Below are 21,215 nucleotides of genomic sequence, written 5' to 3'. Positions count from 1 at the left end.
GAGACACACCGACTTCCGGCGCTATGCCCTCGCGCAGGGCATCAGCGTCACCGGAGGCGGAGTGACGACCATCGCGCTCTCCGTCCTGGCCGTCGTCGACCTGCACGCCTCAACCTTCAACGTCGCGCTGATCGCCTTCGCCTCCAAACTGCCACCCCTGCTGCTGTCCCTCCACGCCGGCCTCCTGGCCGACCGCCGCCGCAAACGCCCCCTGATCATCACCTGCAACCTGCTCTGCGCCGCCGTCCTCCTCACCCTCCCCATCACACAGGCCCTCGCCCGTATCACCCTGATCCAGCTCTACGCCGTCGCCTTCACCGTGGCCGCCCTGCAGGTCATCGGCAGCAACGCCGCCATCAGCTACCTGCCCTCCCTCCTCGGCCCCGACCGGATCAAGGACGGCAACTCCAAGATGGGCGTAGGGAACTCCCTGGCCGACCTGATCGGCACCAACACCGGCGGCGCCCTCGTCACCACGCTCGGCGCCGCCCGCGCCGTCACCATCGATGCCGCCTCCTACCTGGCCAGCGCCCTGCTCCTGTGGCGCATCAAGCACCGAGAGGCCCCGCCACCACCCCGAAAGGCCGGCACGAGCCAATGGGCAGAGATCCGCGAGGGCCTCACCTACACCCTCAACACTCCCGTCGTACGGTCCATCGTGCTGTCCAACACGGCCACCTCCTTCGTCCTGGCCGCCAGCAGCGCCCTCTGGTCGCTGTACCTGCTGCGCGAACTCCACTGGAGCCCGACCGCCCTCGGCATCGTCATGGGCGCCGGCGGAGTCGGCGGCATCCTCGGCGCTCTCATCTGGCAGCCCCTGGAACGACGCTGGGGTCCAGGCCCGGTGATGCTTGGAGCGCTCTCCCTCAACCCACTCGCCCAAGTCCCCCTGGTCCTCGCCGAACCCGGGCTCGGCGGGCAGGTCGCCATCGGCACCGGCATGATCATCCAAACTGGAGCCGCGGTGTGCCATGGCGGACTCCAGCGAGCCGTCCGCCAGGAACTCGCCCCGGACGAACTCCAAGGACGTGCCCAGGCCACCGGATCGTGGCTGGCTTTCAGCCTGCGCCCCTTCGCTGCCCTCGCCGCAGGCGCCCTTGGCACCTGGCTCGGGCTGCGCCCCACCCTCACGCTCATCACCGTGGCCCTGGTCGTCCCCTTCCTCGTGCTGTGGAACTCCCCCGTCCGCGGCCTGGGCACAGCCGCCCCCACGCCCCTGACCGCTACCGAGGAGCCAGCGAACCCGTGACGATCGACACCCCAGCCGCCTACTGGAACCCGCTGTGGGAATCCGGGCGCCGCTACCGGCAGCTCAGCCCCGAAGAACAGGAACTGACCGGCCAGTTCCTCGGTGCCGGCCACGGCCGGCCCGCGCTCGACATCGGCTGCGGCGACGGGTCCCTCGCCCAGTATCTGCACGGTGACCTGGGATACCGCACCACAGCGATCGACTGCTCCTCCGCCGCTCTGGAGATCGCCCAGGCAGAACAGGACCCGCCCGACGGCCCCCACTTGCAGCAGATGGACATCGAAACCGACGACATCCGAGCGTTGCCGGACGCGGGCTACGCCGTCGTCACCTGCCGCTTGGTGTTTGCCTTCATCAAGGACAAGGCGGCTTTCCTCGACCGCATCCGATACCTTCTCCCGCCCGGCGGGACGTTCTGGGTCGTCACCCCGCTCGCTGAACGCCTCCCGAATGAACGGAAATCCATCGGGATCAGCCCGCAGCACGCTGAATTGCTGACCGGGTCGTGGTCATCTGTCCGCAGCGAAGATCTCGACACGCTGCGCTGCTATGCCTTGCGCCCCTGACCCAGTACTGGTTTGCGGCCAGAGCCCAGATGTCCGCTCAGGTCAGTGTCGTCCGCAGGCAGGTCAACAGGTCCTCCGTGTCGGTCAGATCGGCGAGCACGACATCGGCGCCGGCGGCGTGGAGTTCTGCCACAGAGTGGATCCCGGAGGCAACGGCGATGCAGCGTGCCCTGGCGTCATGCGCCGCGCGCACGTCGCGGGGCGTGTCTCCGATCAGGACGGTCGGCGCGACGAGCGGGATGCCGCGGGCGGCATGGATGCGGGCGCGGGCGGTGTCGACGAGCCGTGCTCGGTTGTCGCTGTCCTCGCCGTATCCGCCGACGGCCATGTCGAGGAGGCTGTCGAGCCCGAACGCACGCAGCTTGACGCGGGCATTGGCCGAGATGTTGCCGGTGAGGACTGAGGAACAGACCGCGGAGTCCGCCGCGAGCGCCTTCAACGCCTCCTGGGCCCCGGGCAGCACATGACCCCGTTGCCGCAGATCTTCTTCGCGGTCACGCCCGGCTTGTTCCAGTGCGCGCTGCGCCCGATCCCATGCGGGAACCGGCAGGCCGTGCTGGACGAACATCTCGCGCATGATCGCCCGGTCCGTACGCCCCTCCGTGGGAGCGGGCAGCTCGGCCTCCCGCTTAGCGAGTGCCTTGAAGGCGCTGGCGTAGATCTCCTTGCTCACGCCGGCGTTCTCTACAAGGGTGTGGTCCACGTCCCAGAGCACGATGAGCTGCACGTGACCAGGGTATGCAGCGTGAACTGCCTGTTAGTAGTGCCCTCTTGGGACGTCCTGGCGTCCCGCAAGATCTTGCCGCGTCCCAGGGCGTCCTGCGAGGATGCGAATGTGAACGAGCGGCTGCGTACGGTGATGATCCAGCGGAAGGTGACTCCGGAGGACCTTGCGGCTTCCTGCGAAGTCGACGTCAAGACGGTGGAGCGCTGGATCAGCCTGGGTCGGCAGCCACTCCGCAGGCACCGCTGGGCGGTTGCGAAACATCTCGGCGTGGACGAATCGTATTTGTGGCCGCCGGAGGAGGACGACACCCCGGGACAGCCTACGGAGCAGGCAGAACTGGTCGCCGCCTTTCCCAACCGCGCGAGCGTTCCGCAGACGACCTGGGTCCGCCTCCTAAAGTCCGCGCAGGAGCACATCGACGTCCTGGTGTTCAGCGGGACGTTCTTCGCCCAGACCAACCCGCGCGTGGCGGCGATGCTCGCCGAGCGCGCCGACGCCGGCGTCCGGGTCCGTCTCTGTTTCGGCGACCCGTCCGGCAAGGCGGTCGCCGTCCGAGACGAGGAAGAAGGGATCGGCGGCACCCTCTCAGCGAAGATCAGGGCATCGCTCACCTACTACCGCAAGCTGATCGGCACCCCCGGCTGCGAGGTACGCCTCCACGACACGACGCTGTACAACAGCCTCTTCCGTTTCGACGACGCACTCCTCGTCAACCCGCACGTGTGGGGGCAGCCGGCCAGCGCCAACCCCCTGTTCGAACTGCGACGCCTGGGGGACGACGGCTGGTTCGACCACTACGCCGGCAGCTTCGACGCGGTCTGGGAGACTGCACAGCCCTGGTCACCCGAGTCCATGTGAGGAGCGCGGCCCGCGATGGGACGTACGGAGTACTGGTACGACGAGAATGCACCCAAGCCGAACACGTTGATCCCGGCGTGCAACATGCTGGTCGTCCGGGAAGCGGACGGGGCGATACTCCTGCAGCGGCGCCGGGACACGGGACAGTGGGCCCTTCCCGGGGGAGCCATGGACATCGGGGAATCCCCGTCGCAGTGCGCGGTCCGGGAATGCAAGGAGGAGACCGGAATCGACGCCGAACCCGCCGGGCTCCTCGGCGTGTACTCGCCTCCCGAGCATGTCGTGGCCTACACGGACGGAGAGATCCGGCAGGCATACGAGGTGACCGTGATCGGCCGGCCAGTCGGAGGCGAGCCCACCATCAACGAGGAGGCCGATGGCGTCCGATGGATCCTCCCCAGCGAACTCGACGCCTACGACATCCACCCCTCCATGCGGAAGCAGATCGCTCACTTCCTCGACGGAACGTATCCCCACGTGGACTGAGCCCCGCGCGCGTCACTACCCTCCGATCGAAGCGAGTCGGACTTCGACCCTGTGCACTGCCCCGCACAGCTCGGGTTCCGCTCGGCGGATGAACCGCCCGACGATGCTGTCTTGGCCGTACCGACCCAGGATCTCCGCCAGGCGGGCATCGACCGTGGTCGGCTCACCGTCCGGTGTCGTCGTCATGTCGCAGTAAGCCAGGGCGTCCACCAACGCAGCATGATCGGGAAGGGGAAATTCAGCTTCAAGTTCCCCCCTCAGCCCGCGCTCCTCTGCCTCCAGCACGGCACACGAGTGGTTGGCTACCAACCGCACCAGTCTCTCGTCCGCAACGGTGTGATCACGGAGGTACCGGGCGCCGTCTAGCGGATGGAATCCAGTGGCGGCCAGCGCTGGCGTGTAGCCGATGTCGTGCAGCATCGCCGCAACCCACAGCAGTTCTGCATCGTTGCCCAGAATCCCTGCCAGGGAATGCGCCCTTGCTGCGACGCCCTGAGAGTGAGCCCAGCGTCGCGGCAGGGGCTCGGCAAGAAGGGACTCGGCCAGGTCGCGGGCCCACACGGTGAGGTCCATGCTTGACAGGCTATGACGGAAAGCGCGGCAGCCGGGTCGTGCTAGGCCGGACGTCCCAGGACGTCTCCAGGGGGATGAATGCGGGCGCTCATCGAGACGTCACGGTTGCAGTTGCGGTGCTTCCAGCCTGACGACGTAGCTGAGCTACACGAAATCTTCAGCGATCCACAGACGCACACCATCGGCAGCGGCCCTTTTGCCGCGGTTGAACAGACCGCAGAGTGGATCGAACGCCGGATGCGTGCGATGCACAGCGGCGGGTTGGCCTGGTACGGGCTGCGCTTGCGTGACAGCGGCCTGTTGGTCGGTAACTGCGGAGTTTTCGCGGGCCGCACCGGAGCCGCCGAGCCGGAGATCGGCTACGAGGTCCGCTGTGGCCACCGAGGGCGAGGGCTGGCCGGTGAAGCTGCTCAAGCGGTTCTGGAGGAGTGCTTCTCGGCTGGTATCCGCCGAGTGTGGGCCACCATCCGACCGGCTAACGCAGCCTCGATACAGATCGCGGCCGGTCTGGGCATGGTGGTGCAGTACGCACGTACGGACGAGCGCGGAGAACTCCTGTATCTGTCTGTCTCGTCTCACTCTGGACCGAGCTGATGTAGCACGCCGATGCGCGGTGCTCAACAACCCCAGGATGAGGCTGGAAAGGCTCACTGGGCTGTGCCAGCGTCGACCGCGCAGGTAAAAGCCCATCTTGGGGAGAGCGGGCAGCCCGTCAGGTGGGTATAGGGGCGGCGAGGTGGTCCAGGAGCTGCTGAAGGCGGATGGGGAGACGACGAACGAGCCGGGCGGCGGATGGCCGTAGATGTTGACGGCCGTGCGGCGGGCCAGCCTATCGAGGGCCGTCCGGTGCCCTGGGACGGCGGCAGTGTTTGGCCTGGGCTTGGCGCTGGCGTCGGGTCGGCGCAAGGTGCCCGAACGATCCTGATCCCAGAGGACTTCGTACAAAGCACCGTCGAACGCGAGGGAGAACGTGAGCGGCGTGGCTCGACGAACGGTCAGAGCCCTTGGACGAGTTGTTGGGGTGCTGCGGTTCATGGCGGACGGTGAGGTCATGCATGGAGGCGTCGAGGCCATCGTCCCGTGCGATGGCAGGTCGACGGGACTGCTGGCTGGGTGAATTCGGCCGACGTCGGGCAGCCTAGGCGCGGTCCTCTGGGCCGGTCGCCCAGGTCCCAGGTGGGGTCAATTCGACAAGGCAGTGAAGGTCTCGACGATTGTCTTACGGTCGGATTCCTGCGCGAGCAAGGCGTGCAGCAGGAGCCGTGCCTGGTACGGGCCGAGATCGCTGGCTGGGATGAGGCCGCGGCCGATCAGGTCCTTCTCCGATCCCGGGAAGCCGTATGTCCCCGTCAGGACGGGGCCGTTGCCGATGCGCGAGGCAAGGACCACAGGGATACGGGAAGCGAGGTGTTCGAGTGTCTCCACGAGGCGCTGGGGGACGTGGCCCACGCCGAAGGCGGCGACGACCAGACCGTCGCATCGGCCATCCCACATAGCGAGCAGCGTGCCGTCGTCACCGAGGCTGACCGTGTACAGGCCCACGCGGACCTCGCGGCTCGGCGGCTTCAGAACCCCGAGACGTCGGGGTGGCGGCGAGACCAGCCGTACAAGATCTTCCGTGACGCGGCCGATGGGGCCTGCTCCGGGCGAGGTGAACGCCGCGGGACTGGTGGTGTGGGCCTTGCGGACGTGCCGTGCCGCGTGGACCTCGTCGTTCAGGACGACCAGCGCCCCCGCTCCGCGCAGTCGGGGGTCAGCGGCGGCGATGACGGCCGCGTACAGGTTGGCGGGGCCATCGGGGCCGGCCATGGTGGGGTTACGCATGGCCCCGGTGACGACGACCGGCTGGTCGTGGCCGTGCCGCAGGTCAAGGAAGAAGGCGGTCTCCTCGATGGTGTCGGTGCCCTGTGTGATCACGATTCCGTCGGCATCGCCGCCGTCGAGGGTCTTGTCGATCGCGCCCCCGAGTTCGGTCAGGTCGTCGAAGGTGAGTGAGGCGCCGGGCACCCGGCGGAAGTCGCGGACACGTAGCTCGATGCCGCGCTCGTCCAGGCCGGGGATGGCGGCGAGTAGGTCGTGCGCGGACAGGGCCGGTACGACCCCGCCGGTCACCGGGTCGGCGGTCATGGCGATGGTGCCGCCCAGCGAGTAGACCGCCACAGTTCTCGTCGCACCCACCATGCCCCCAGGCTCCCGTTTCGTCAGGTCCGGTTCGCGTGGAGATCGTCACGTATCCGCACACGAAGATCGCCTCGCGAAGGCTATCGGTCGCTCCATCGTGCCTGCTGGTGTCACGCGCGACCGTGCCATGCCACGAGATACGACAGTAAGCCGCCGGATGCGAGGCGACCGTGCCGACCAGCGAGGGGCCGTGACAAACTACATCGCGGCGTAGGCGTCATGGTGCCGCCGCATAACAGTGGATGGTGAAGTTTCCCCGTGATCTTGGACACGTTTCCGTCACGCGGCGAGAGCGTGGTCTGGTTTCGTTCCTTGGTGGCGCTGGCGGGTCTCGTGGGGTGTGAGGTAGCCCCACTCGGGGTGCCTGCGCAGGCGCCTGCGGTTGTAGTAGGTCTCGATGAACGTGAAGATGTCGGCTCGTGCGCTGGCCCGGTCGTCCCAGATGCGTGTGCCGATCTCCTCTTTCAGCACGGCGAAAAAGCTTTCCGCGGCGGCGTTGTCGAAGCAGATCCCGGTCCTGCCCATGCTCTGCCGTAGCCCCAACTTGCCGAGCCTGTCTCGGAATTGCGTGGAGGTGTACTCCGATCCGCGGTCGGTGTGGATGATGCAGCCGTCTTCCAGGTGGCCCAGGCCGGCGGCCATGTCCAGGGCGTCGACGACCAGGCCGGCGCGGTGGTGGTCGGCCATCGAGTAGCCGATCACCTCGCGGGTCGCCAGATCGAGCCAGGTCGCCAAGTAGAGCCAGCCCTCGGCGGTGGGGACGTAGGTGATGTCGCCGACCACACGCAGGCCGGGGGCCGGGGCGGTGAAGTCACGCCCGATCAGGTCCGGCGCCGGCGCGGCCTTGCGGTCGGCGCGGGTGAGGCTGCGACGCCCGGTGCGACGGCTGTGACCGGCGATGCCGTGTTCGCGCATGAGCCGCTCGACGCGCTTGCGGTTCACCAGGCGGCCACGGCGGCGCAGTTCCGCGGTGACGCGCGGAACGCCGTACGTCTTCCTCGATGCGACATGGATGACGGTGATCTCGTGGACCAGGGCGAGGTCATCACGCTCGCGCACCAAGCGGGCCTGCTCCCCGGCTTCCCAGGCGTAGTACGAGGAACGGGCCACGCCGAGGACGGCACACAGCAGGACAACGGTGAAATGGGCCTTCTCCGCACGGATGAACCGGTATATCTCGCTCACCGGTCGCTCTCCTTCGCGAAGAAGGCCGTCGCTTTTTCAGTATCTCGATCGTCTTGGCCTGATCGGCGGCGAGCTTGCGCAGCCGCTTGAGCTCCTCCCGCTCGGCCGCATCCAGCCCGCTACCGGCGGCCACCGGCGCCCCCGCGGCGGCCTGCCCGGCACCGTTCGCCTTCTTCACCCAGCCCCGCAGACTCTCCGAGCTGACGCCCAGTTCCCGGGCGACCTCGGTCACCGTCCGGCCCGAGGACGCCACGAGCGCGATTGCGTCCCGCTTGAACTCCTCCGAGTACCGCTTCGTGTACTTGCTTCCCACCTGGCACTGCTTCCTCTGGGCTCACACAGCCCAGTGTCCAGGTATCCACGATCAAGGGGAAGCTTCATGGCTACCGTCTGATGCGGGCTCCATCGTTGCTCGACCGTGGTCAGCAGTTCCCATCCCAGCCGCTCGTACAGGGCTACCGCGGCCGTATCGGAGGTCACGACGTCAAGCACCGGATGCAGGCCAAGACGCTGTGCTTCCTCCACAGCATGGCCAATCAGCAGTGCGCCGATTCCGTGTCCTCTCGCCTGAGGAGCTACGAACAGCCGACTGACAACTGTGGCCAGTTCCCTCCTCACGCCGTTCCGCTCGCTCCATAACCGAGCGGCCAGATCGCCTTCCCTGCTTCGAGACAAGCTGACATGGCCGACGAGACGGCCGTCGAGTTCCGCGACCCAGGCTCCCAGCAAGGACGCATGCGATAGCCACTCGCCGGGCCTTTCCGGCCAGTTCACCGGATAGCCGTCGCTCTGATGAACATCCTCGAGGACTCGTACGCACTCCTCAAGGTCGCGGACAGTTCGACGCCGAACCGAGTGGCCTGCCCGATTGCCGGACGACCTTGAGTTCTCCTTGTTCACCCTGGAATAGAAGCACAGACCACGAACCTCAACTGGCCACTGTGCAACAGATCCCAGGGCGTTTCGTTAGCCCGCCTGCAGCTCTGCCACGATGCGCTTCGTCTCACTCTGGGCAAGGCCCCGCCGGGGGTCGTCCGGATGGGCATGGGGGCCGAGGATATTCGTGCAGAAGAACAGCGACATGAGCTTGCCGTCCCGGCTCTCCAGATCCTGGCTTCGCTCACGCCGTACACGCTCAGCCACTTCTGGGTAGGCGAGGGAGTTCCCCCACAGCCATGCCGCATCCAGGCCCCGGGGAGCCATCCCCCAGTCCTCCCAGTCGAACAAGCAGAACCGCGACGCAGTCACGTTCGCCCAGTTCAGGTCCGCGTGCGCCGGAGACCACTCCCTGATCGTCGTATCGGAGACCTCGCGGAACGTTGCTTTGATCGCCTCAGTGACTCCGACCTGAGTGATCACAACGGTGTCCGGTGTCGCAATGCGCGTTGTGTGGTGGGCGGTCAGGGCATCCAGCGAGGCGTTTAGCGCCTCCCACCACTCATCTGGAAGCGCCAACACGGAATTCGGATCCACCGGTTCTCCGGGCAGCAGCTCGGTCTCGTCGGTGAAGCTTCCCCTTGATCGTGGATACCTGGACACTGGGCTGTGTGAGCCCAGAGGAAGCAGTGCCAGGTGGGAAGCAAGTACACGAAGCGGTACTCGGAGGAGTTCAAGCGGGACGCAATCGCGCTCGTGGCGTCCTCGGGCCGGACGGTGACCGAGGTCGCCCGGGAACTGGGCGTCAGCTCGGAGAGTCTGCGGGGCTGGGTGAAGAAGGCGAACGGTGCCGGGCAGGCCGCCGCGGGGGCGCCGGTGGCCGCCGGTAGCGGGCTGGATGCGGCCGAGCGGGAGGAGCTCAAGCGGCTGCGCAAGCTCGCCGCCGATCAGGCCAAGACGATCGAGATACTGAAAAAAGCGACGGCCTTCTTCGCGAAGGAGAGCGACCGGTGAGCGAGATATACCGGTTCATCCGTGCGGAGAAGGCCCATTTCACCGTTGTCCTGCTGTGTGCCGTCCTCGGCGTGGCCCGTTCCTCGTACTACGCCTGGGAAGCCGGGGAGCAGGCCCGCTTGGTGCGCGAGCGTGATGACCTCGCCCTGGTCCACGAGATCACCGTCATCCATGTCGCATCGAGGAAGACGTACGGCGTTCCGCGCGTCACCGCGGAACTGCGCCGCCGTGGCCGCCTGGTGAACCGCAAGCGCGTCGAGCGGCTCATGCGCGAACACGGCATCGCCGGTCACAGCCGTCGCACCGGGCGTCGCAGCCTCACCCGCGCCGACCGCAAGGCCGCGCCGGCGCCGGACCTGATCGGGCGTGACTTCACCGCCCCGGCCCCCGGCCTGCGTGTGGTCGGCGACATCACCTACGTCCCCACCGCCGAGGGCTGGCTCTACTTGGCGACCTGGCTCGATCTGGCGACCCGCGAGGTGATCGGCTACTCGATGGCCGACCACCACCGCGCCGGCCTGGTCGTCGACGCCCTGGACATGGCCGCCGGCCTGGGCCACCTGGAAGACGGCTGCATCATCCACACCGACCGCGGATCGGAGTACACCTCCACGCAATTCCGAGACAGGCTCGGCAAGTTGGGGCTACGGCAGAGCATGGGCAGGACCGGGATCTGCTTCGACAACGCCGCCGCGGAAAGCTTTTTCGCCGTGCTGAAAGAGGAGATCGGCACACGCATCTGGGACGACCGGGCCAGCGCACGAGCCGACATCTTCACGTTCATCGAGACCTACTACAACCGCAGGCGCCTGCGCAGGCACCCCGAGTGGGGCTACCTCACACCCCACGAGACCCGCCAGCGCCACCAAGGAACGAAACCAGACCACGCTCTCGCCGCGTGACGGAAACGTGTCCAAGATCACGGGGAAACTTCATCGGCTCGCCACATCGCCGCTCCTGCCGGGTCGCTCCACGACAGGCCCTGGAGCCAAGCAGGCTTCGCGACACCGTCCAGAAGTGCGGCACACTCCGTGCCGTTCCAGCCCTGCCCCGTGACCTTTTCGAGCGGGCGTCGCTCGATCCGCACCCAGGTGTTGCGGTCCGTCCGCGCACCAACCGTTCGGCGCTTTCGTACCACCGTCTCCGGGGCCACACGCACGCCAAGAGCACGCTCCACGCGTACGAGGGCTTCATCAACTGGCTGAACACGTAAATCGACAGGGGCGACTGTGGATGATGGTGTTGTCATAAAGCTCCTTGCGTGCCGTTCCCTGACGCTAGCAAGAACGGGTCAAGTCCATGGAGGTGACCGTCACGGCTGACGTGGCCTCGGCGGCTGCTGAGCGCGAGTGTGCGCACCTTGTCCTCTACTCCGCCGCACTGTCCAGAGGTGCCATGGAGCCAGCACCATCCCAGTGATGGACGATCGACCATCCTGAACCACGGGCGCCTGTCTTCCTCTCCTCTGAGGTGATCACCGCCGCAGCGTCAATGGGACTGGGCAAGCCATTGTCCCAGGGCGGCGACGACCGAACACTTCGCCCACTCGGCAAACACTTGCTCCTGCTCGGCAGGGGGCAGCGCCGCGAGGGTCGCTGTGGTGCCCTCTGGAACGAAGATCGACCAAAGGTCCGACCAAGACCGTGGTCCGTGGCCGCGATCCGGGGTAGCGGCGATGGAGCCCGGCTTCCGGGAGTCGTCCGCGAAGGTGTGGAGATCACCCTGCTCATCGACGTAGACGGCGGCACTCGCGAACCGGCATGTCCGGTTCTCCGTAAGGTCTGCGAGATGTGTAAGCCCAACCGGTCCGAAGGCTTCGAGGGCTTGCTTGACCATGGGCCCCGGCCAGCCGCCGAACTCTTCGATGCAGAAGCCTGAGTCCTCGACAAAGAGTGGTCGCCTGAGAATCGCGAACGCTTGACGAGCCTTGTGCTGCGCGATCTCCGAGACCGATGTCGTCTGGATCTCATCCAGCTCTAACACGACCTGTTCGACCTCGATACCCAAAGGCGCCAGATGTTCTTGAGCCGTACGGAACTTGCCGTTGTTCCCGGTACACATCGCGATCCGGATGCCTGGCATGTAAGAAGAATCCTTTCCCGCACGAGCCCTTCACGTCTTCTCAGGCAGCAGCCGATGGCCGGCCCCCAGCCCAGCACGTATGGGGTTGTAGGTGGATCGATTCTCTTGCATGACGGATTGATCTGCCAGGCTTCTTGATCCATCGTGAGATCACGCCGTCGCTGCCCGGAAACCACCTGCCCGGAGGCCATGGCTCGTGATCAACTGACGGTCATGCCGTTGCTGATGCTGGATCTCGACAACACTTTGGTAGATCGCGACGCCGCATTCCAGGCCGCAGCGACCGCGCTCCTGGCCGAGCATGCACTGCCTGCGACCGACATCGAATGGCTGATGACCCTCGATGCGAGCGGCTACACACCCAAACTGGCTGTCGCTGAGGCCATGGCGGACCGCTATGGGCAGGCGCTTCCTGAAACTGCTATCCGGACTCTTCTCGACCATGGTGCCGCTGATCGCGTAGTGCTGGCCGAGACCACCCGCGAGGCGCTCACCAAGGCGCTCACCGACGGCTGGACCTGCGTGATCGTCACCAACGGCCGCACGGTGCAGCAGGAAACGAAGATCCGCAAAACCGGGCTCGACCGGCTGGTCCAGGGCTGGGTGATCTCCGAACACGTCGGTCATAGGAAGCCGGGCCCGGAGATCTTTCAGGCGGCGGCCGAAGCCGTCGGAGTTCCCCTCTCCGGCGCCTGGATCATCGGCGATTCACCGCATGCCGACATCGCGGGCGCGAACGCGCTCGGTCTTCGAAGCGTGTGGGTGTCGGCCGGCAGGCCGTGGCTCCAGGACTCCTACCAGCCCACCCAAGTTGCTGACGAGGTGTCCTCCGCGATCAACTTTGTCATTAGCACGACCTGATAGACGCCGTCGGCCCGACCCAGGGCCTCGACAAGACCCAATCCGTAAAAGGGCGACGCCGACAGGGCACGAACTCGCGCCCGCATGGCCGTAGTACGCCGTCGACGCCGCAGGCCACGGCGGTGCACGGCAGGTTGGACCCGGCCTCTCATGCCTGGAGGCTTTTCCCCCGCACCAGGCGGGGAACGGTCACCCGGTTAGGACGACGGGGCACACGGGGCCACCGTGTTCGAGGACGCTGGCGACCAGGTCGTCGAGGCCGATCGGGTAGACCGTCTCGGCCGTGGCGTGCAGCTCGGTGAGGGCCCACCAGCGTCGTTCGCGGATTTCGTCAGGTTGAGTGGCGCTCGCCGGGTCGACGTCGTCGGCGTCGACTCTGGCGAGGTAGTACCTCTCGACTTGACGGACGGGTTGTCCGCTGACGTGGTGGTGCTTGCTGCGCTCGGCGAGCTGCGGGCCGAGTTCGACGTCTTCGAGGCCAAGTTCCTCCCGCAGCTCGCGCAGGGCGGCGGTGGGGTAGTCCTCGCCCGGTTCCAAGGAGCCACCGGGGGTGGCCCAGAATCCTTGGTTCTCGTCGTAGCGGAGCAGCATCACTCGCTGCTCTTGGTCGAGGAGGATGACACGGGCGGCCTGGCGCAGGAGGGTGGTCACGCCGTCCAGTGTGGCAGTCAAGCGAGTTATGCCACGGGCGCGCGGCCCTTCTGTGGCCCCTCGCACGGGACTGCTCGGCGAGGGCGTGCCGTCAGGGGGGACGAGATGCTGCACTGGTTGCCTTCCCCTGGTTTGGGCGGGGGAGGCCCCGGCGTCTGTGCTGATCAGAGTTCTCCGCCGGAGCATTCCGGCCAGCAGCCGGAATGCGTCGACTTTGCCCAGTCGGCGAGCACCTGCTCCTGCACAACGAGCAGGAAGCTGCCGCTCGCTGGTCGCGATCATCATGAAGGCACGGTGTCAGGCGGCCCTGACACTCCCGTGCGGTGGGGCAGAGTCAGCCGGCCTGGAACGGCGAGCGCGTGAGGTGTTGGGCGAGGTAGCAGGCGGTGTAGTCGGCGAAGACGTGATACAGCAGGGGCGAGAACTCCTCCCGCGTCGTGCCGTGCACGGGCAGCACCGTATGGACGTGGCGGAACGCCGCGGTGTCATCTCTGGCGGTGACCGCGATGACACGTCGGCCGAGTCGGTGGGCCTGGGCGGCGAGCGCGGCGGCCCGGGGCAGAGAGCGGCCGGGCGGAGCGATGACGACGACGGGGTTGTCGATGGGATAGGCGAAGCGTTCGACGTGGCTCCACTCCTCCAGGTCCTGCCCCGCCGCGTAGACGCCCGACGCTTCGATGATCTTGGCAGCGGCGAACAAGGCGGTGCCGTATCCGGGCCCGCTGCCGACGATGGTCACTACGGGAGCGTCGGCGATCTCCCCCGTCACCTGGCGGCAGCGGTCCCGGACCGCGTGGGCAGTGGCCTCGACCGTGTCGGCGAGCCCCGTCAATTCCTCGCGCAGCCGGTCCGTAGGACAGGCAGGGGTGCGGGTTTCGGCAAGGCGGAGGGCGGTGAGCAGCATGCCGAGCAGGCTGGCCTGGTAGGTGCGGATGCCGGGAGAGCGCTCCGGGTTCGACAGGTCGACGATGAGGGCATGGTCGGCCACCTGGGTGACGGGGCTGTCCGGTGTGCCGGTGATCGCGACGGTGAGTGCTCCGTGCTTTGTGGCGTGCTCGATGGCCTCGACGACCGCTTTGGTCGTGCCGGAGGCGGACGTGGCGATGAGCAGCACTTGGCGGCCCGGGCCGACGGGAGCGGCCGTGGGCAGGGGGCCGTAGTGCAGGAAACGGTGGGCGCTGATCGGTTCGCAGGGGATTCCGGCAAGGGTCTCGAAGGCCATCTCGGCAGCGCAGGAGGCGTGGTAGGAGTCGCCGTCTCCGGTGAGGAACACGTGATCGATCCGTGCCCAGTTGGAAGTCGGCAACAGTGCGTGGACGCGCTCGTCGAAGAGCGGTGTCCGCTCGCGCAGGTCGGCCGGCAGCTGTGCGACCTGCCGAATCATCACTTCGGGGTCGAGCGGTTCCATGCGTGCCTCCCTCTGCGGGCGTGCGGTCACGAATCCAGAGTTCGGACAATGCCGACGTACGCTTTGACCTTCTCGACGTCGATGGTGCCGCCCCAGCCGCCGCTCTCCAGGCAGGTGCCGACGAACGCTCCGTCGGCGGCGGCCAGCAGCCGGGCGGCGTTGTCATGGTTGGTGTGGCCGGCCAGAAACACCGGGAGCCCGGGCACGGCCTGGCGTACGGCGGCGATTATCTCCAGTGTTGTGTCGTCGTCGGGATGACACAGCGACACCGCGTCCGCGCCGACGTACTTCGCCGCCCGCGCGACCTCCGCGGTGGTCTTGTCGCCGCCGAACCAGCGGAAGTGCATCGAGTCCACCTCGGCGATCACCTTGACGCCCATAGCGCCGATCTTCTTCCGGTACTCCATGACGGCCAGTGGATCGGCCTGCACCAGGCCGTTGGCGCTGAGCGTCGCGCCGACCAGGGCCCCCGCGCGGATGTAGCTGCCGCCGGCCACCTTCGCCACCGCCAGCGACGCCCGCAGCGCGTTGCGCATCAGCTGCACACCGACCTGGAAGTCCTCCCCAGTCGCATCCGCGATCGCCCGCACGATCAGCGCCATCGCGGCCGTGCGCGCCGGGTCGGACTTGTCAGCGGTGGTGTAGACGCGGTCGACAGTCTGCACCAGGCACCCGTCCGCCCCGCCCTCATACAGCGCCCTGGCCGACTGAACGGCCGTATCGAGGATCTGTGACAGGCTCCCCTCCTGGTGGAAGGGCGTGCCCGGCAGGGGCTGCAAGTGGATCATGCCGAGCACCGCCTTGCGCTTGCCCAGCGTGGCGAACTCCCGCATCAGCCATCCCCTCAACCTTTGCCCTTGGCCTGTGACGAGCCGCAAGGGCGAACCCGGCGTCGCTTCTCGTCCATGTGATCGCGAAAGGTGACCGGGAGGTCCTCCCCTTGGTGTGCTGCCACCAATCCTGGCGGCGCCATTACCCGTCCAGGCGCGTCTGGAACAAGCCAGATGATCACGCTTTTTGGGGCGCGAGCGTCCACGAAGGGACGCTGAGTGTGATGACCTCTACAGGCACATCAGAGGCTGCTCCTCGACGCCGCCAGGACGTCCCGCATCACCCACTTGCGTAGTACGTCCGGCACGACGACCGTGCCGTCCGGCTGCTGATGCTGTTCGAGGATGGCCGGCAGCAGCCGGCTGGTCGCCAGGCCCGATGCGTTCAGCGTGTGGACGAAGGCCGACTTGCCCTGGCGCGGCCGGTAGCGGATGTTGCCGCGCCGTGCCTGGTAGTCGCGTGCGTTCGACACCGAGCTGACCTCGACGTACGCGTTGATGCTGGGTAGCCACACCTCCACGTCGAAGGTCTTCGCCATGGCGGCACTGGTGTCCTGCGCCGCGAGTCGGGTGATCCTGTAGTGCAGGCCCAGCTCTGTCACCAGCTGTTCGGCCCGGGCCAGGAGGTCCTCGTGCGCGGCGTCCGAGTCGTCGGGCCGCGTGAACTGGAACATCTCGACCTTGTCGAACTGGTGGCCGCGCAGCGTGCCGCGTTCCGCCGTGCGGTAGCCGCCGATCTCCTTGCGGTAGCAGGGGGAGTAGGCGAAGTACTTCCTCGGGAGCTCGGCCTCCGGCAGCGTCTCGTCCCGGTGCAGGTTGACCAGTGCCGTCTCCGAGGTCGGCAGCAGGAACCGCTGTGGTCCTGTGTCCCCCTGCTCGAGTACGAAGACGTCATCGGCGAACTTCGGGAACTGACCGGCGGTGTAACCGGCCTCGTAGGTCAGGATGTGCGGCGGCAGGACGAACTCATACCCGTCGCGCCGGTGTGACTCGACGAAGTAGTTGAGAAGGGCCCATTCGAGCATCGCGCCATCGCCCCGGTAGACCCAGAAACCGCTGCCGCCGAGCTTTGTACCGCGCTCGTAGTCGATGAGCCCCAAGGTCTGCGCGAGCTCGACATGGTCCTTCGCCGTCTCGCCGAGCGTCGGCCTGGCTCCGATGGTGCGGACGACTTCGTTGTTCTCCTTGCCGCCCGCTACGACATCCTCATCGGGCACGTTGGGCAGCGCGGTGAGGAAGTCCCGGCACGCAAGCTCCAGTTCCGCCACGCGCGGTTCGAGCACCGCAAGGCGCTCGACCACGGCCGTCGCCTGTGCCCGCAAGCCGTCGATGTCTCCGCCGGCGCGCTGCTCCCGGGCGATCTCGGCCGAGATTTTCCTCCGCTCGGCACGCAGCTGTTCGCAGGCCGTCCGCTCCCGGCGGTACTCCTCGTCCAGGGCAAGGAATCCCTCAAGGTCCACCTGGACGGCACGCTTGGCCAGAGCCTGTTGGAGGCGTTGGGGATTCTCGCGGATGGCAGTGATGTCCAGCATCTCGGGGGCGCTCCGTTCGATCGGTCCGGCTCGGACGTGATCCCTGGGAGCGTGGGCGAGAGGGGGGCTCGCGGTGCCACCACGCTTCGCCGCCACCGGACGGTGGCGGCCTCGTTCGGGCCCGGTCACGGGGGCCAGCCGGCGGGGCATGGGGCCTTGGGGGCCGTTCCTCCCCGCACTCGGGAGGGGATTCTCCCCGGGCGCGAGGCCGCCTTCCCAGCTACCGGCAGCTCTCTTGGCTCGCGTGATCCGTGGTTACTCGTCTCCGTCAGCGCGTTGCAGCGAGGGTAGGACGGCTGTTTCACCGGCGGCAAGGAATTATCCGCGTGTCGAGGGGCCGGCCCAGCGCCCGGATTGTCGGGCGCGCGACCCCCCGAATCTCGGTGGCGGTGAGACGGAGTGTTGTCGCACCCTGACGGAATGCCGCACATCATCACTCCACGTCTGCGCTACAGCTCCACCGCCGTACGCCCAGGCTGGGACCAGCTTCCGCAGGGCATCCGCCAGCTGATCTCACGACGCCTGGGCGGCGCGGTGGACGCCGGGCCGAGTGCCGGGAGCGGATTTACCAGCGGCTTCGCCGCGGTGGTCCACACGGCCGGTGGCAGTCAGTTCATCAAGGCGATCAACGATGTGGAAAACGCTGTGATCGCGGCTTGCTACCGGCGGGAGTCTTTGATCAACCAGGCCCTGCCTGTGGAGGTCCCGGCACCACGCCTGCGGTGGGTCGAGGAGCAGGATGAGTGGGTCGTCCTCGGCTTCGACGCCGTCGATGGCGGCCGCATGCCTGCCGAACCCTGGCAGCCCAGCGACCTGGACGCCACTTTGAACGCCTACGCGGCGGCGGCCGAAATGCTCTCCGCGCCCTCGGCGCAGCTGCTGCGTCTTGGCCTCAAGCCGGTAAGCGCCGAAGGTGACTTCACCGCTTGGCGTGATCTTCAGGCGGGCAGCGCCAAGGCGGAGCTCCTGCCAGCGTGGGTGCCCCTCCCGCGAACGCGGCAGCTGGCCGAGCTGGAGAGCCATTGGCGGGAGGCCACTGCGGGCAATGCCGTCTTGCACCACGACCTGCGTCTGGACAACGTGCTGATCGACGCCGGCGGTGCCGCGTGGATCTGCGACTGGAACTGGCCTTGTTTCGGGGCGAGCTGGTTCGATCTGGTGCTGCTCTTGGCCACCGCATTCGCCGACGGCTACGACGCCACGGCCTTGTTCGCGGCACATCCCACGGCCCGCGGAGTCGCCGACGAACAGCTCGATGCAGCCCTCGCCGCACTCTCGGGTTTCTTCCTGGTTTCCGGGGCACAGCCCCCGGCGGACTGGTCCCCGCACCTTCGCCGGCACCAGACATGGTGCGGCGAGGTCACCCTGCGATGGCTGGTCGATCGGCGTGGCTGGACGATCTAACCGGGGCGACTGATCCGAGGGACCCTCTGCCGGACCGACCTTTTACCTGGCCGCGGACATGGTCAACAGCGCGGGAAACTAGCGTTCGAGCCGCAGCCGCCGGTGACGGCTTGAGGAAGATTATCCAAGCCTCCTTGGGCCAGCGGCCCGCCATGCCCGTGCCAGGGCTTCGACCGAGGCGAACCGGCGGGCAGGATCGTCGGCGGTGGCCCGCTCGATGACCGACAGCTGCGACGCAGAACCACGCCACTCCCGCTCTTCATCGCCCGCATCCAGCAGCAGCCGTAGCGCACGTCCCAGCACGTACACGGTCGTTCGGACACCGATGGTTGCCCCCTTGGCGAACTCCTCCGGCGCCATATAGCGCCGGGACCCTGGCAGCCGGTCGGTCTCCAGGACGAAGGGCCCCGGACGGTACTCGTCCAGGTCACACAGAAACATGCGACGGTTCCCGAAGTCGTACAGCATGCACCCGTCATAGAGGTCGACAGCGACAAGCCCGGCCCTCTCCACGGTCACGTGCGCATCGAGTATCCGCTCCAGCGCCGTCAGGATGTCGGGGACGGGAAGGCGGCGGAAGCGGGCCATCGGGCTGCCCGGGGCGGCCCGGCCGCCCTTGCGCGAGGCGGTGGGGTGATACAGGACCTCACCCTCCACCCACGGGTACACCAGGGCCAGGCCACCTCTGAGCGCGATGGGGCGCTCCAGGGGCACGATCGCCGGATGCCGGACCAGGGCATGGACATGAACAGCTCGGCGCAGGGAGGCGGCTGCATCCGGGGTGACCGCGCTCTTGACGAACCATCGCTTGCCACCGACAGCGACCCCGTAGGACACGCAACCAGAGTCCTGCTCCCGGAAGGCACGGAAGACGGTGCCCACTTTGTGCAAGAAGGGTTCCAAGGCGTCGATGGAGTCGGTGTCCAGCAGCGGGTGCGATGGCATGACGTCTGATCCTTCCAGCCCGGACGCCGCATTTCGACAGGGCGAGGCCGACCGCACCTGGTGGGCCGACACTACGCGCCGGCCTGGACGCTTCGCGCCGCTCCTTATGAGCGGAATTCGGCGAGCGGGTTGGTGACCGTCTGCCGCCAGCGTTCCCGGTGGCCGCTTGCGTGGAGCCGGTAGTACACCGTCTCGCGCCGCCTCTCGTCCGCCGTGCCGTCGTGGTTGCCGATGTTGTGGGCGAGCAGGTAGTGCGCGAACAGCACGCTGCCGGCGGGGCCGATCGCCTGCATCGGCTCGCCGAGCTCGATCTTCGGGTACGGTCCCGGATTCATCTCCTCGACCCGTGCCAGGGCATCCGCACCGTGTTCGGCGAGGTACTGCCCGAATCGCAGATGTGTGCCCGGCCAGATCCACAGGTTCCCCCGGTGTGGCCGGTCATGGTCGGTGAGCCATACGCCGGCCAGCAGCGAGAAGCTGCCGGGGCGCCCGTCCGGTTCGCACGGCGTCAGGCCGTCGACGTGCGGGCCGCCCGGCCGGTGCGGCCAGGGCGGGATCGTCGTCGCCACTTGCGCGACATTCGGGTCTTGGACAGCGAGATCCGAACGCAGCAGCTGGGCGGCGAGCTCCCCGATCCCGGTCTCCCGGTAGAAGTCGAGCAGCGGATGGTCCTCCGCATCAAAGCGGGGCCACAGGAAATACGGTCCGACGTGATCGTCGGCGAAGGGGCGCCGCTCCAGCAGCGCAGTGACGGTCTTGCGTCCTGCGGTGATCTGCTCGTCGCTGAGCACGCCGGGAATCACCACGAACCCGTTCCGGCGGAACGCGGTCCGCGCCTCGCTGGTGATCGTCGTCGCCATACCGTTCAGTGCAGCAGGCAGCCTCTTTCCTCAGCAACCAAATTATCTTCGCCACCCGTTGACGCTCCCGCGGGAGCACCTGTGTCTGCGAGTGGCCCTGGCGGGTGGTGCTGACTTGCTCTGTCTCGGAATGGCATTGGCAGGTCAGCTTCCGGCCCTGCGCGCCGTCAGGCTGTTGAGGAGGGCGTCGACGACGGCCTTTTCGTAGAGTGCCTGGTTGGCGTGTTTCATGGCCTGCGGCCTGCCGCGGAGTCGGATGTGGTTGTCGTCCTGGGCGATGCCGACTTTGTAGCCGGCTGCGGTCACCATCCACGGGCGGGCGTTGTGGCGCGAGAGTCGACCGATCTTGCGCCAGGCGCAGGTGATGTTGGCGTTCGTGCAGAGCTCGAAGGCGGCGTTGCCTGGATCGAGCTGTCCTCGTCACGGACGACGAAGCCGCTGCAGCGACGATGGGACACCATCCCGGCTGGTACGGCAGGGTGCGCGCCTACACTGGCGCGGTGTGAGACTCCGTACGAGGCGGCTGTTGAGTGTAGTTATCCACAACCCCCGCGTTATCCACAGAGATCAACGGCGTGTGTCGGGACTGTGCTTGCCTACAGGCATGGCAGTAAGTCCGCAACACCTCCGCAACAGCGATCCGCTGTCCGCCGCCGCCCCTGCGTGCTCCGCTGAATACATGAAACCGGAGACCGACACGACCAGCACGCCGCCCCAGTTCGAACTCCACTTTGGCGGGCTGCACTTGGTCATACAACGGATACCTGCATGGCTCGTCACTCTTGTCACTACGGCCACGGGAGCCGGGGCAGCGTGGTGGACGAGCCGCTAAACGCACAGGGCAGACCGATAATTGAGCGTCTGTCACAGCAGGCCGCCGGTCGGTGCGCCACTGGCCGATCCACATCACCGCTTCTGTCCTGGGCA

General features: G+C 67.2%; 19 protein-coding genes and 6 pseudogenes. 9 read left to right on the top strand and 16 right to left on the bottom strand.

All coding sequences use genetic code 11. The features are described 5' to 3' along the window. Window positions 1-13 precede the first annotated feature (13 nt). Both OG852_RS10270 and OG852_RS10265 read left to right on the top strand, forming a co-directional pair. Window positions 14-1,249, top strand: a pseudogene (locus OG852_RS10270) (MFS transporter); the annotation flags it as partial. Next, window positions 1,246-1,815 carry a class I SAM-dependent methyltransferase gene (locus tag OG852_RS10265; RefSeq protein ID WP_330347663.1) on the top strand — a complete coding sequence of 190 codons (570 nt, stop codon included), beginning with the start codon at window positions 1,246-1,248 and terminating at the stop codon, window positions 1,813-1,815. The pseudogene OG852_RS10270 and the gene OG852_RS10265, both read left to right, overlap by 4 nt. A gap of 37 nt (window positions 1,816-1,852) precedes the next feature. On the opposite strand, the gene OG852_RS10260 is transcribed toward OG852_RS10265, so the two are convergent. Further along, a complete protein-coding gene (locus OG852_RS10260) occupies window positions 1,853-2,542 on the bottom strand; it encodes an HAD family hydrolase (RefSeq protein WP_330347662.1) in 690 nt (229 codons plus the stop codon). Window positions 2,543-2,650: 108 nt separating this feature from the next. On the opposite strand from OG852_RS10260, the gene OG852_RS10255 reads away from it, so the two are divergent. After that, window positions 2,651-3,400: an XRE family transcriptional regulator gene (locus OG852_RS10255; RefSeq protein WP_330347661.1), complete on the top strand. Its 750-nt coding sequence runs from the start codon at window positions 2,651-2,653 to the stop codon at window positions 3,398-3,400. A gap of 15 nt (window positions 3,401-3,415) precedes the next feature. Continuing rightward, window positions 3,416-3,886 carry an NUDIX hydrolase gene (locus OG852_RS10250; RefSeq protein ID WP_330347660.1) on the top strand — a complete coding sequence of 157 codons (471 nt, stop codon included), beginning with the start codon at window positions 3,416-3,418 and terminating at the stop codon, window positions 3,884-3,886. Between the two features lie 15 nt (window positions 3,887-3,901). On the opposite strand, the gene OG852_RS10245 is transcribed toward OG852_RS10250, so the two are convergent. Continuing rightward, window positions 3,902-4,459: an HD domain-containing protein gene (locus tag OG852_RS10245; RefSeq protein WP_330347659.1), complete on the bottom strand. Its 558-nt coding sequence runs from the start codon at window positions 4,457-4,459 to the stop codon at window positions 3,902-3,904. A gap of 78 nt (window positions 4,460-4,537) precedes the next feature. Between OG852_RS10245 and OG852_RS10240 the strand changes: the two genes are divergently transcribed. After that, window positions 4,538-5,053 (top strand): GNAT family N-acetyltransferase, encoded by a 516-nt coding sequence (locus OG852_RS10240; protein WP_330347658.1) that lies wholly within the window; start codon window positions 4,538-4,540, stop codon window positions 5,051-5,053. Between the two features lie 588 nt (window positions 5,054-5,641). On the opposite strand, the gene OG852_RS10235 is transcribed toward OG852_RS10240, so the two are convergent. The 5 genes and pseudogenes from OG852_RS10235 to OG852_RS10220 all read right to left on the bottom strand — a co-directional run. Continuing rightward, window positions 5,642-6,640: an asparaginase gene (locus OG852_RS10235; RefSeq protein WP_330347657.1), complete on the bottom strand. Its 999-nt coding sequence runs from the start codon at window positions 6,638-6,640 to the stop codon at window positions 5,642-5,644. 279 nt (window positions 6,641-6,919) lie between these two features. Further along, window positions 6,920-7,837, bottom strand: a pseudogene (locus tag OG852_RS10230) (IS3 family transposase); the annotation flags it as partial. A gap of 67 nt (window positions 7,838-7,904) precedes the next feature. Next, window positions 7,905-8,138 (bottom strand): annotated as a pseudogene (locus OG852_RS50930) (transposase); the annotation flags it as partial. A gap of 62 nt (window positions 8,139-8,200) precedes the next feature. Beyond that, window positions 8,201-8,725, bottom strand: a pseudogene (locus OG852_RS10225) (GNAT family N-acetyltransferase); the annotation flags it as partial. A 66-nt stretch (window positions 8,726-8,791) separates the two neighbouring features. Beyond that, window positions 8,792-9,328, bottom strand: a pseudogene (locus OG852_RS10220) (hypothetical protein); the annotation flags it as partial. Between the two features lie 69 nt (window positions 9,329-9,397). Between OG852_RS10220 and OG852_RS10215 the strand changes: the two are divergent. Further along, complete coding sequence (locus OG852_RS10215; RefSeq protein ID WP_330347656.1) at window positions 9,398-9,715, top strand: transposase; 318 nt, start codon at window positions 9,398-9,400, stop codon at window positions 9,713-9,715. After that, window positions 9,712-10,617, top strand: coding sequence for an IS3 family transposase (locus OG852_RS10210; protein ID WP_330347655.1), 906 nt, complete (start codon window positions 9,712-9,714; stop codon window positions 10,615-10,617). Before OG852_RS10215 ends, OG852_RS10210 begins: the two co-directional genes overlap by 4 nt. 29 nt (window positions 10,618-10,646) lie before the next feature. On the opposite strand, the pseudogene OG852_RS10205 reads toward OG852_RS10210, so the two are convergent. Both OG852_RS10205 and OG852_RS10200 read right to left on the bottom strand, forming a co-directional pair. After that, window positions 10,647-10,964: pseudogene (locus tag OG852_RS10205) on the bottom strand (hypothetical protein); the annotation flags it as partial. A gap of 239 nt (window positions 10,965-11,203) precedes the next feature. Beyond that, the gene (locus OG852_RS10200; protein WP_330347654.1) at window positions 11,204-11,797 is read right to left on the bottom strand and encodes a non-canonical purine NTP pyrophosphatase; all 594 of its coding nucleotides are present in this window, start codon (window positions 11,795-11,797) and stop codon (window positions 11,204-11,206) included. 213 nt (window positions 11,798-12,010) lie between these two features. Here OG852_RS10200 and OG852_RS10195 point away from each other — a divergent pair, with 213 nt between their 5' ends. Beyond that, the gene (locus OG852_RS10195) at window positions 12,011-12,658 is read left to right on the top strand and encodes an HAD family hydrolase (protein ID WP_330347653.1); all 648 of its coding nucleotides are present in this window, start codon (window positions 12,011-12,013) and stop codon (window positions 12,656-12,658) included. 189 nt (window positions 12,659-12,847) lie between these two features. Here the strand turns inward: OG852_RS10195 and OG852_RS10190 are convergent, their stop codons facing one another. The 4 genes from OG852_RS10190 to serS all read right to left on the bottom strand — a co-directional run bounded on the left by OG852_RS10190 (window position 12,848) and on the right by serS (window position 17,079). Continuing rightward, window positions 12,848-13,309: an NUDIX hydrolase gene (locus OG852_RS10190; protein WP_330347652.1), complete on the bottom strand. Its 462-nt coding sequence runs from the start codon at window positions 13,307-13,309 to the stop codon at window positions 12,848-12,850. Window positions 13,310-13,643: 334 nt separating this feature from the next. Further along, window positions 13,644-14,717 (bottom strand): SIS domain-containing protein, encoded by a 1,074-nt coding sequence (locus OG852_RS10185; RefSeq protein WP_330347651.1) that lies wholly within the window; start codon window positions 14,715-14,717, stop codon window positions 13,644-13,646. Between the two features lie 26 nt (window positions 14,718-14,743). Further along, a complete protein-coding gene (locus OG852_RS10180) occupies window positions 14,744-15,550 on the bottom strand; it encodes a BtpA/SgcQ family protein (RefSeq protein ID WP_330347650.1) in 807 nt (268 codons plus the stop codon). Window positions 15,551-15,789: 239 nt separating this feature from the next. Continuing rightward, complete coding sequence (serS, locus tag OG852_RS10175) at window positions 15,790-17,079, bottom strand: serine--tRNA ligase (protein ID WP_330347649.1); 1,290 nt, start codon at window positions 17,077-17,079, stop codon at window positions 15,790-15,792. Window positions 17,080-17,499: 420 nt separating this feature from the next. Between serS and OG852_RS10170 the strand changes: the two genes are divergently transcribed. Continuing rightward, window positions 17,500-18,483, top strand: coding sequence for a phosphotransferase (locus tag OG852_RS10170; protein WP_330347648.1), 984 nt, complete (start codon window positions 17,500-17,502; stop codon window positions 18,481-18,483). Window positions 18,484-18,603: 120 nt separating this feature from the next. Here the strand turns inward: OG852_RS10170 and OG852_RS10165 are convergent, their stop codons facing one another. The 3 genes from OG852_RS10165 to OG852_RS10155 form a co-directional block, all read right to left on the bottom strand. Beyond that, window positions 18,604-19,428, bottom strand: coding sequence for a serine/threonine protein kinase (locus tag OG852_RS10165; RefSeq protein ID WP_330347647.1), 825 nt, complete (start codon window positions 19,426-19,428; stop codon window positions 18,604-18,606). A gap of 104 nt (window positions 19,429-19,532) precedes the next feature. Further along, entirely contained in the window at window positions 19,533-20,288 is a 756-nt protein-coding gene (locus OG852_RS10160) for a phytanoyl-CoA dioxygenase family protein (protein WP_330347646.1), read from the bottom strand. A 144-nt stretch (window positions 20,289-20,432) separates the two neighbouring features. Continuing rightward, complete coding sequence (locus tag OG852_RS10155) at window positions 20,433-20,597, bottom strand: hypothetical protein (protein WP_330347645.1); 165 nt, start codon at window positions 20,595-20,597, stop codon at window positions 20,433-20,435. Window positions 20,598-21,215: the final 618 nt, after the last annotated feature.

Origin of the sequence: Streptomyces sp. NBC_00582, assembly GCF_036345155.1 — a bacterium.
Classification (GTDB): Bacteria; Actinomycetota; Actinomycetes; order Streptomycetales; family Streptomycetaceae; genus Streptomyces.
This window is presented reverse-complemented; position numbering and strand designations above follow the sequence as displayed.

Bases quoted from the DNA above. Each gene is read 5' to 3' on its own strand.
- OG852_RS10250 (WP_330347660.1), top strand. From the start codon at position 3,416: ATGGGACGTACGGAGTACTGGTACGACGAGAATGCACCCAAGCCGAAC.
- OG852_RS10245 (WP_330347659.1), bottom strand. From the start codon at position 4,459: ATGGACCTCACCGTGTGGGCCCGCGACCTGGCCGAGTCCCTTCTTGCC.
- OG852_RS10240 (WP_330347658.1), top strand. From the start codon at position 4,538: ATGCGGGCGCTCATCGAGACGTCACGGTTGCAGTTGCGGTGCTTCCAG.
- OG852_RS10235 (WP_330347657.1), bottom strand. From the start codon at position 6,640: ATGGTGGGTGCGACGAGAACTGTGGCGGTCTACTCGCTGGGCGGCACC.
- OG852_RS10200 (WP_330347654.1), bottom strand. From the start codon at position 11,797: ATGCCAGGCATCCGGATCGCGATGTGTACCGGGAACAACGGCAAGTTC.
- OG852_RS10195 (WP_330347653.1), top strand. From the start codon at position 12,011: ATGCCGTTGCTGATGCTGGATCTCGACAACACTTTGGTAGATCGCGAC.
- OG852_RS10185 (WP_330347651.1), bottom strand. From the start codon at position 14,717: ATGGAACCGCTCGACCCCGAAGTGATGATTCGGCAGGTCGCACAGCTG.
- OG852_RS10180 (WP_330347650.1), bottom strand. From the start codon at position 15,550: ATGCGGGAGTTCGCCACGCTGGGCAAGCGCAAGGCGGTGCTCGGCATG.
- serS (WP_330347649.1), bottom strand. From the start codon at position 17,079: ATGCTGGACATCACTGCCATCCGCGAGAATCCCCAACGCCTCCAACAG.
- OG852_RS10170 (WP_330347648.1), top strand. From the start codon at position 17,500: ATGCCGCACATCATCACTCCACGTCTGCGCTACAGCTCCACCGCCGTA.
- OG852_RS10165 (WP_330347647.1), bottom strand. From the start codon at position 19,428: ATGCCATCGCACCCGCTGCTGGACACCGACTCCATCGACGCCTTGGAA.
- OG852_RS10160 (WP_330347646.1), bottom strand. From the start codon at position 20,288: ATGGCGACGACGATCACCAGCGAGGCGCGGACCGCGTTCCGCCGGAAC.
- OG852_RS10155 (WP_330347645.1), bottom strand. From the start codon at position 20,597: ATGGTGACCGCAGCCGGCTACAAAGTCGGCATCGCCCAGGACGACAAC.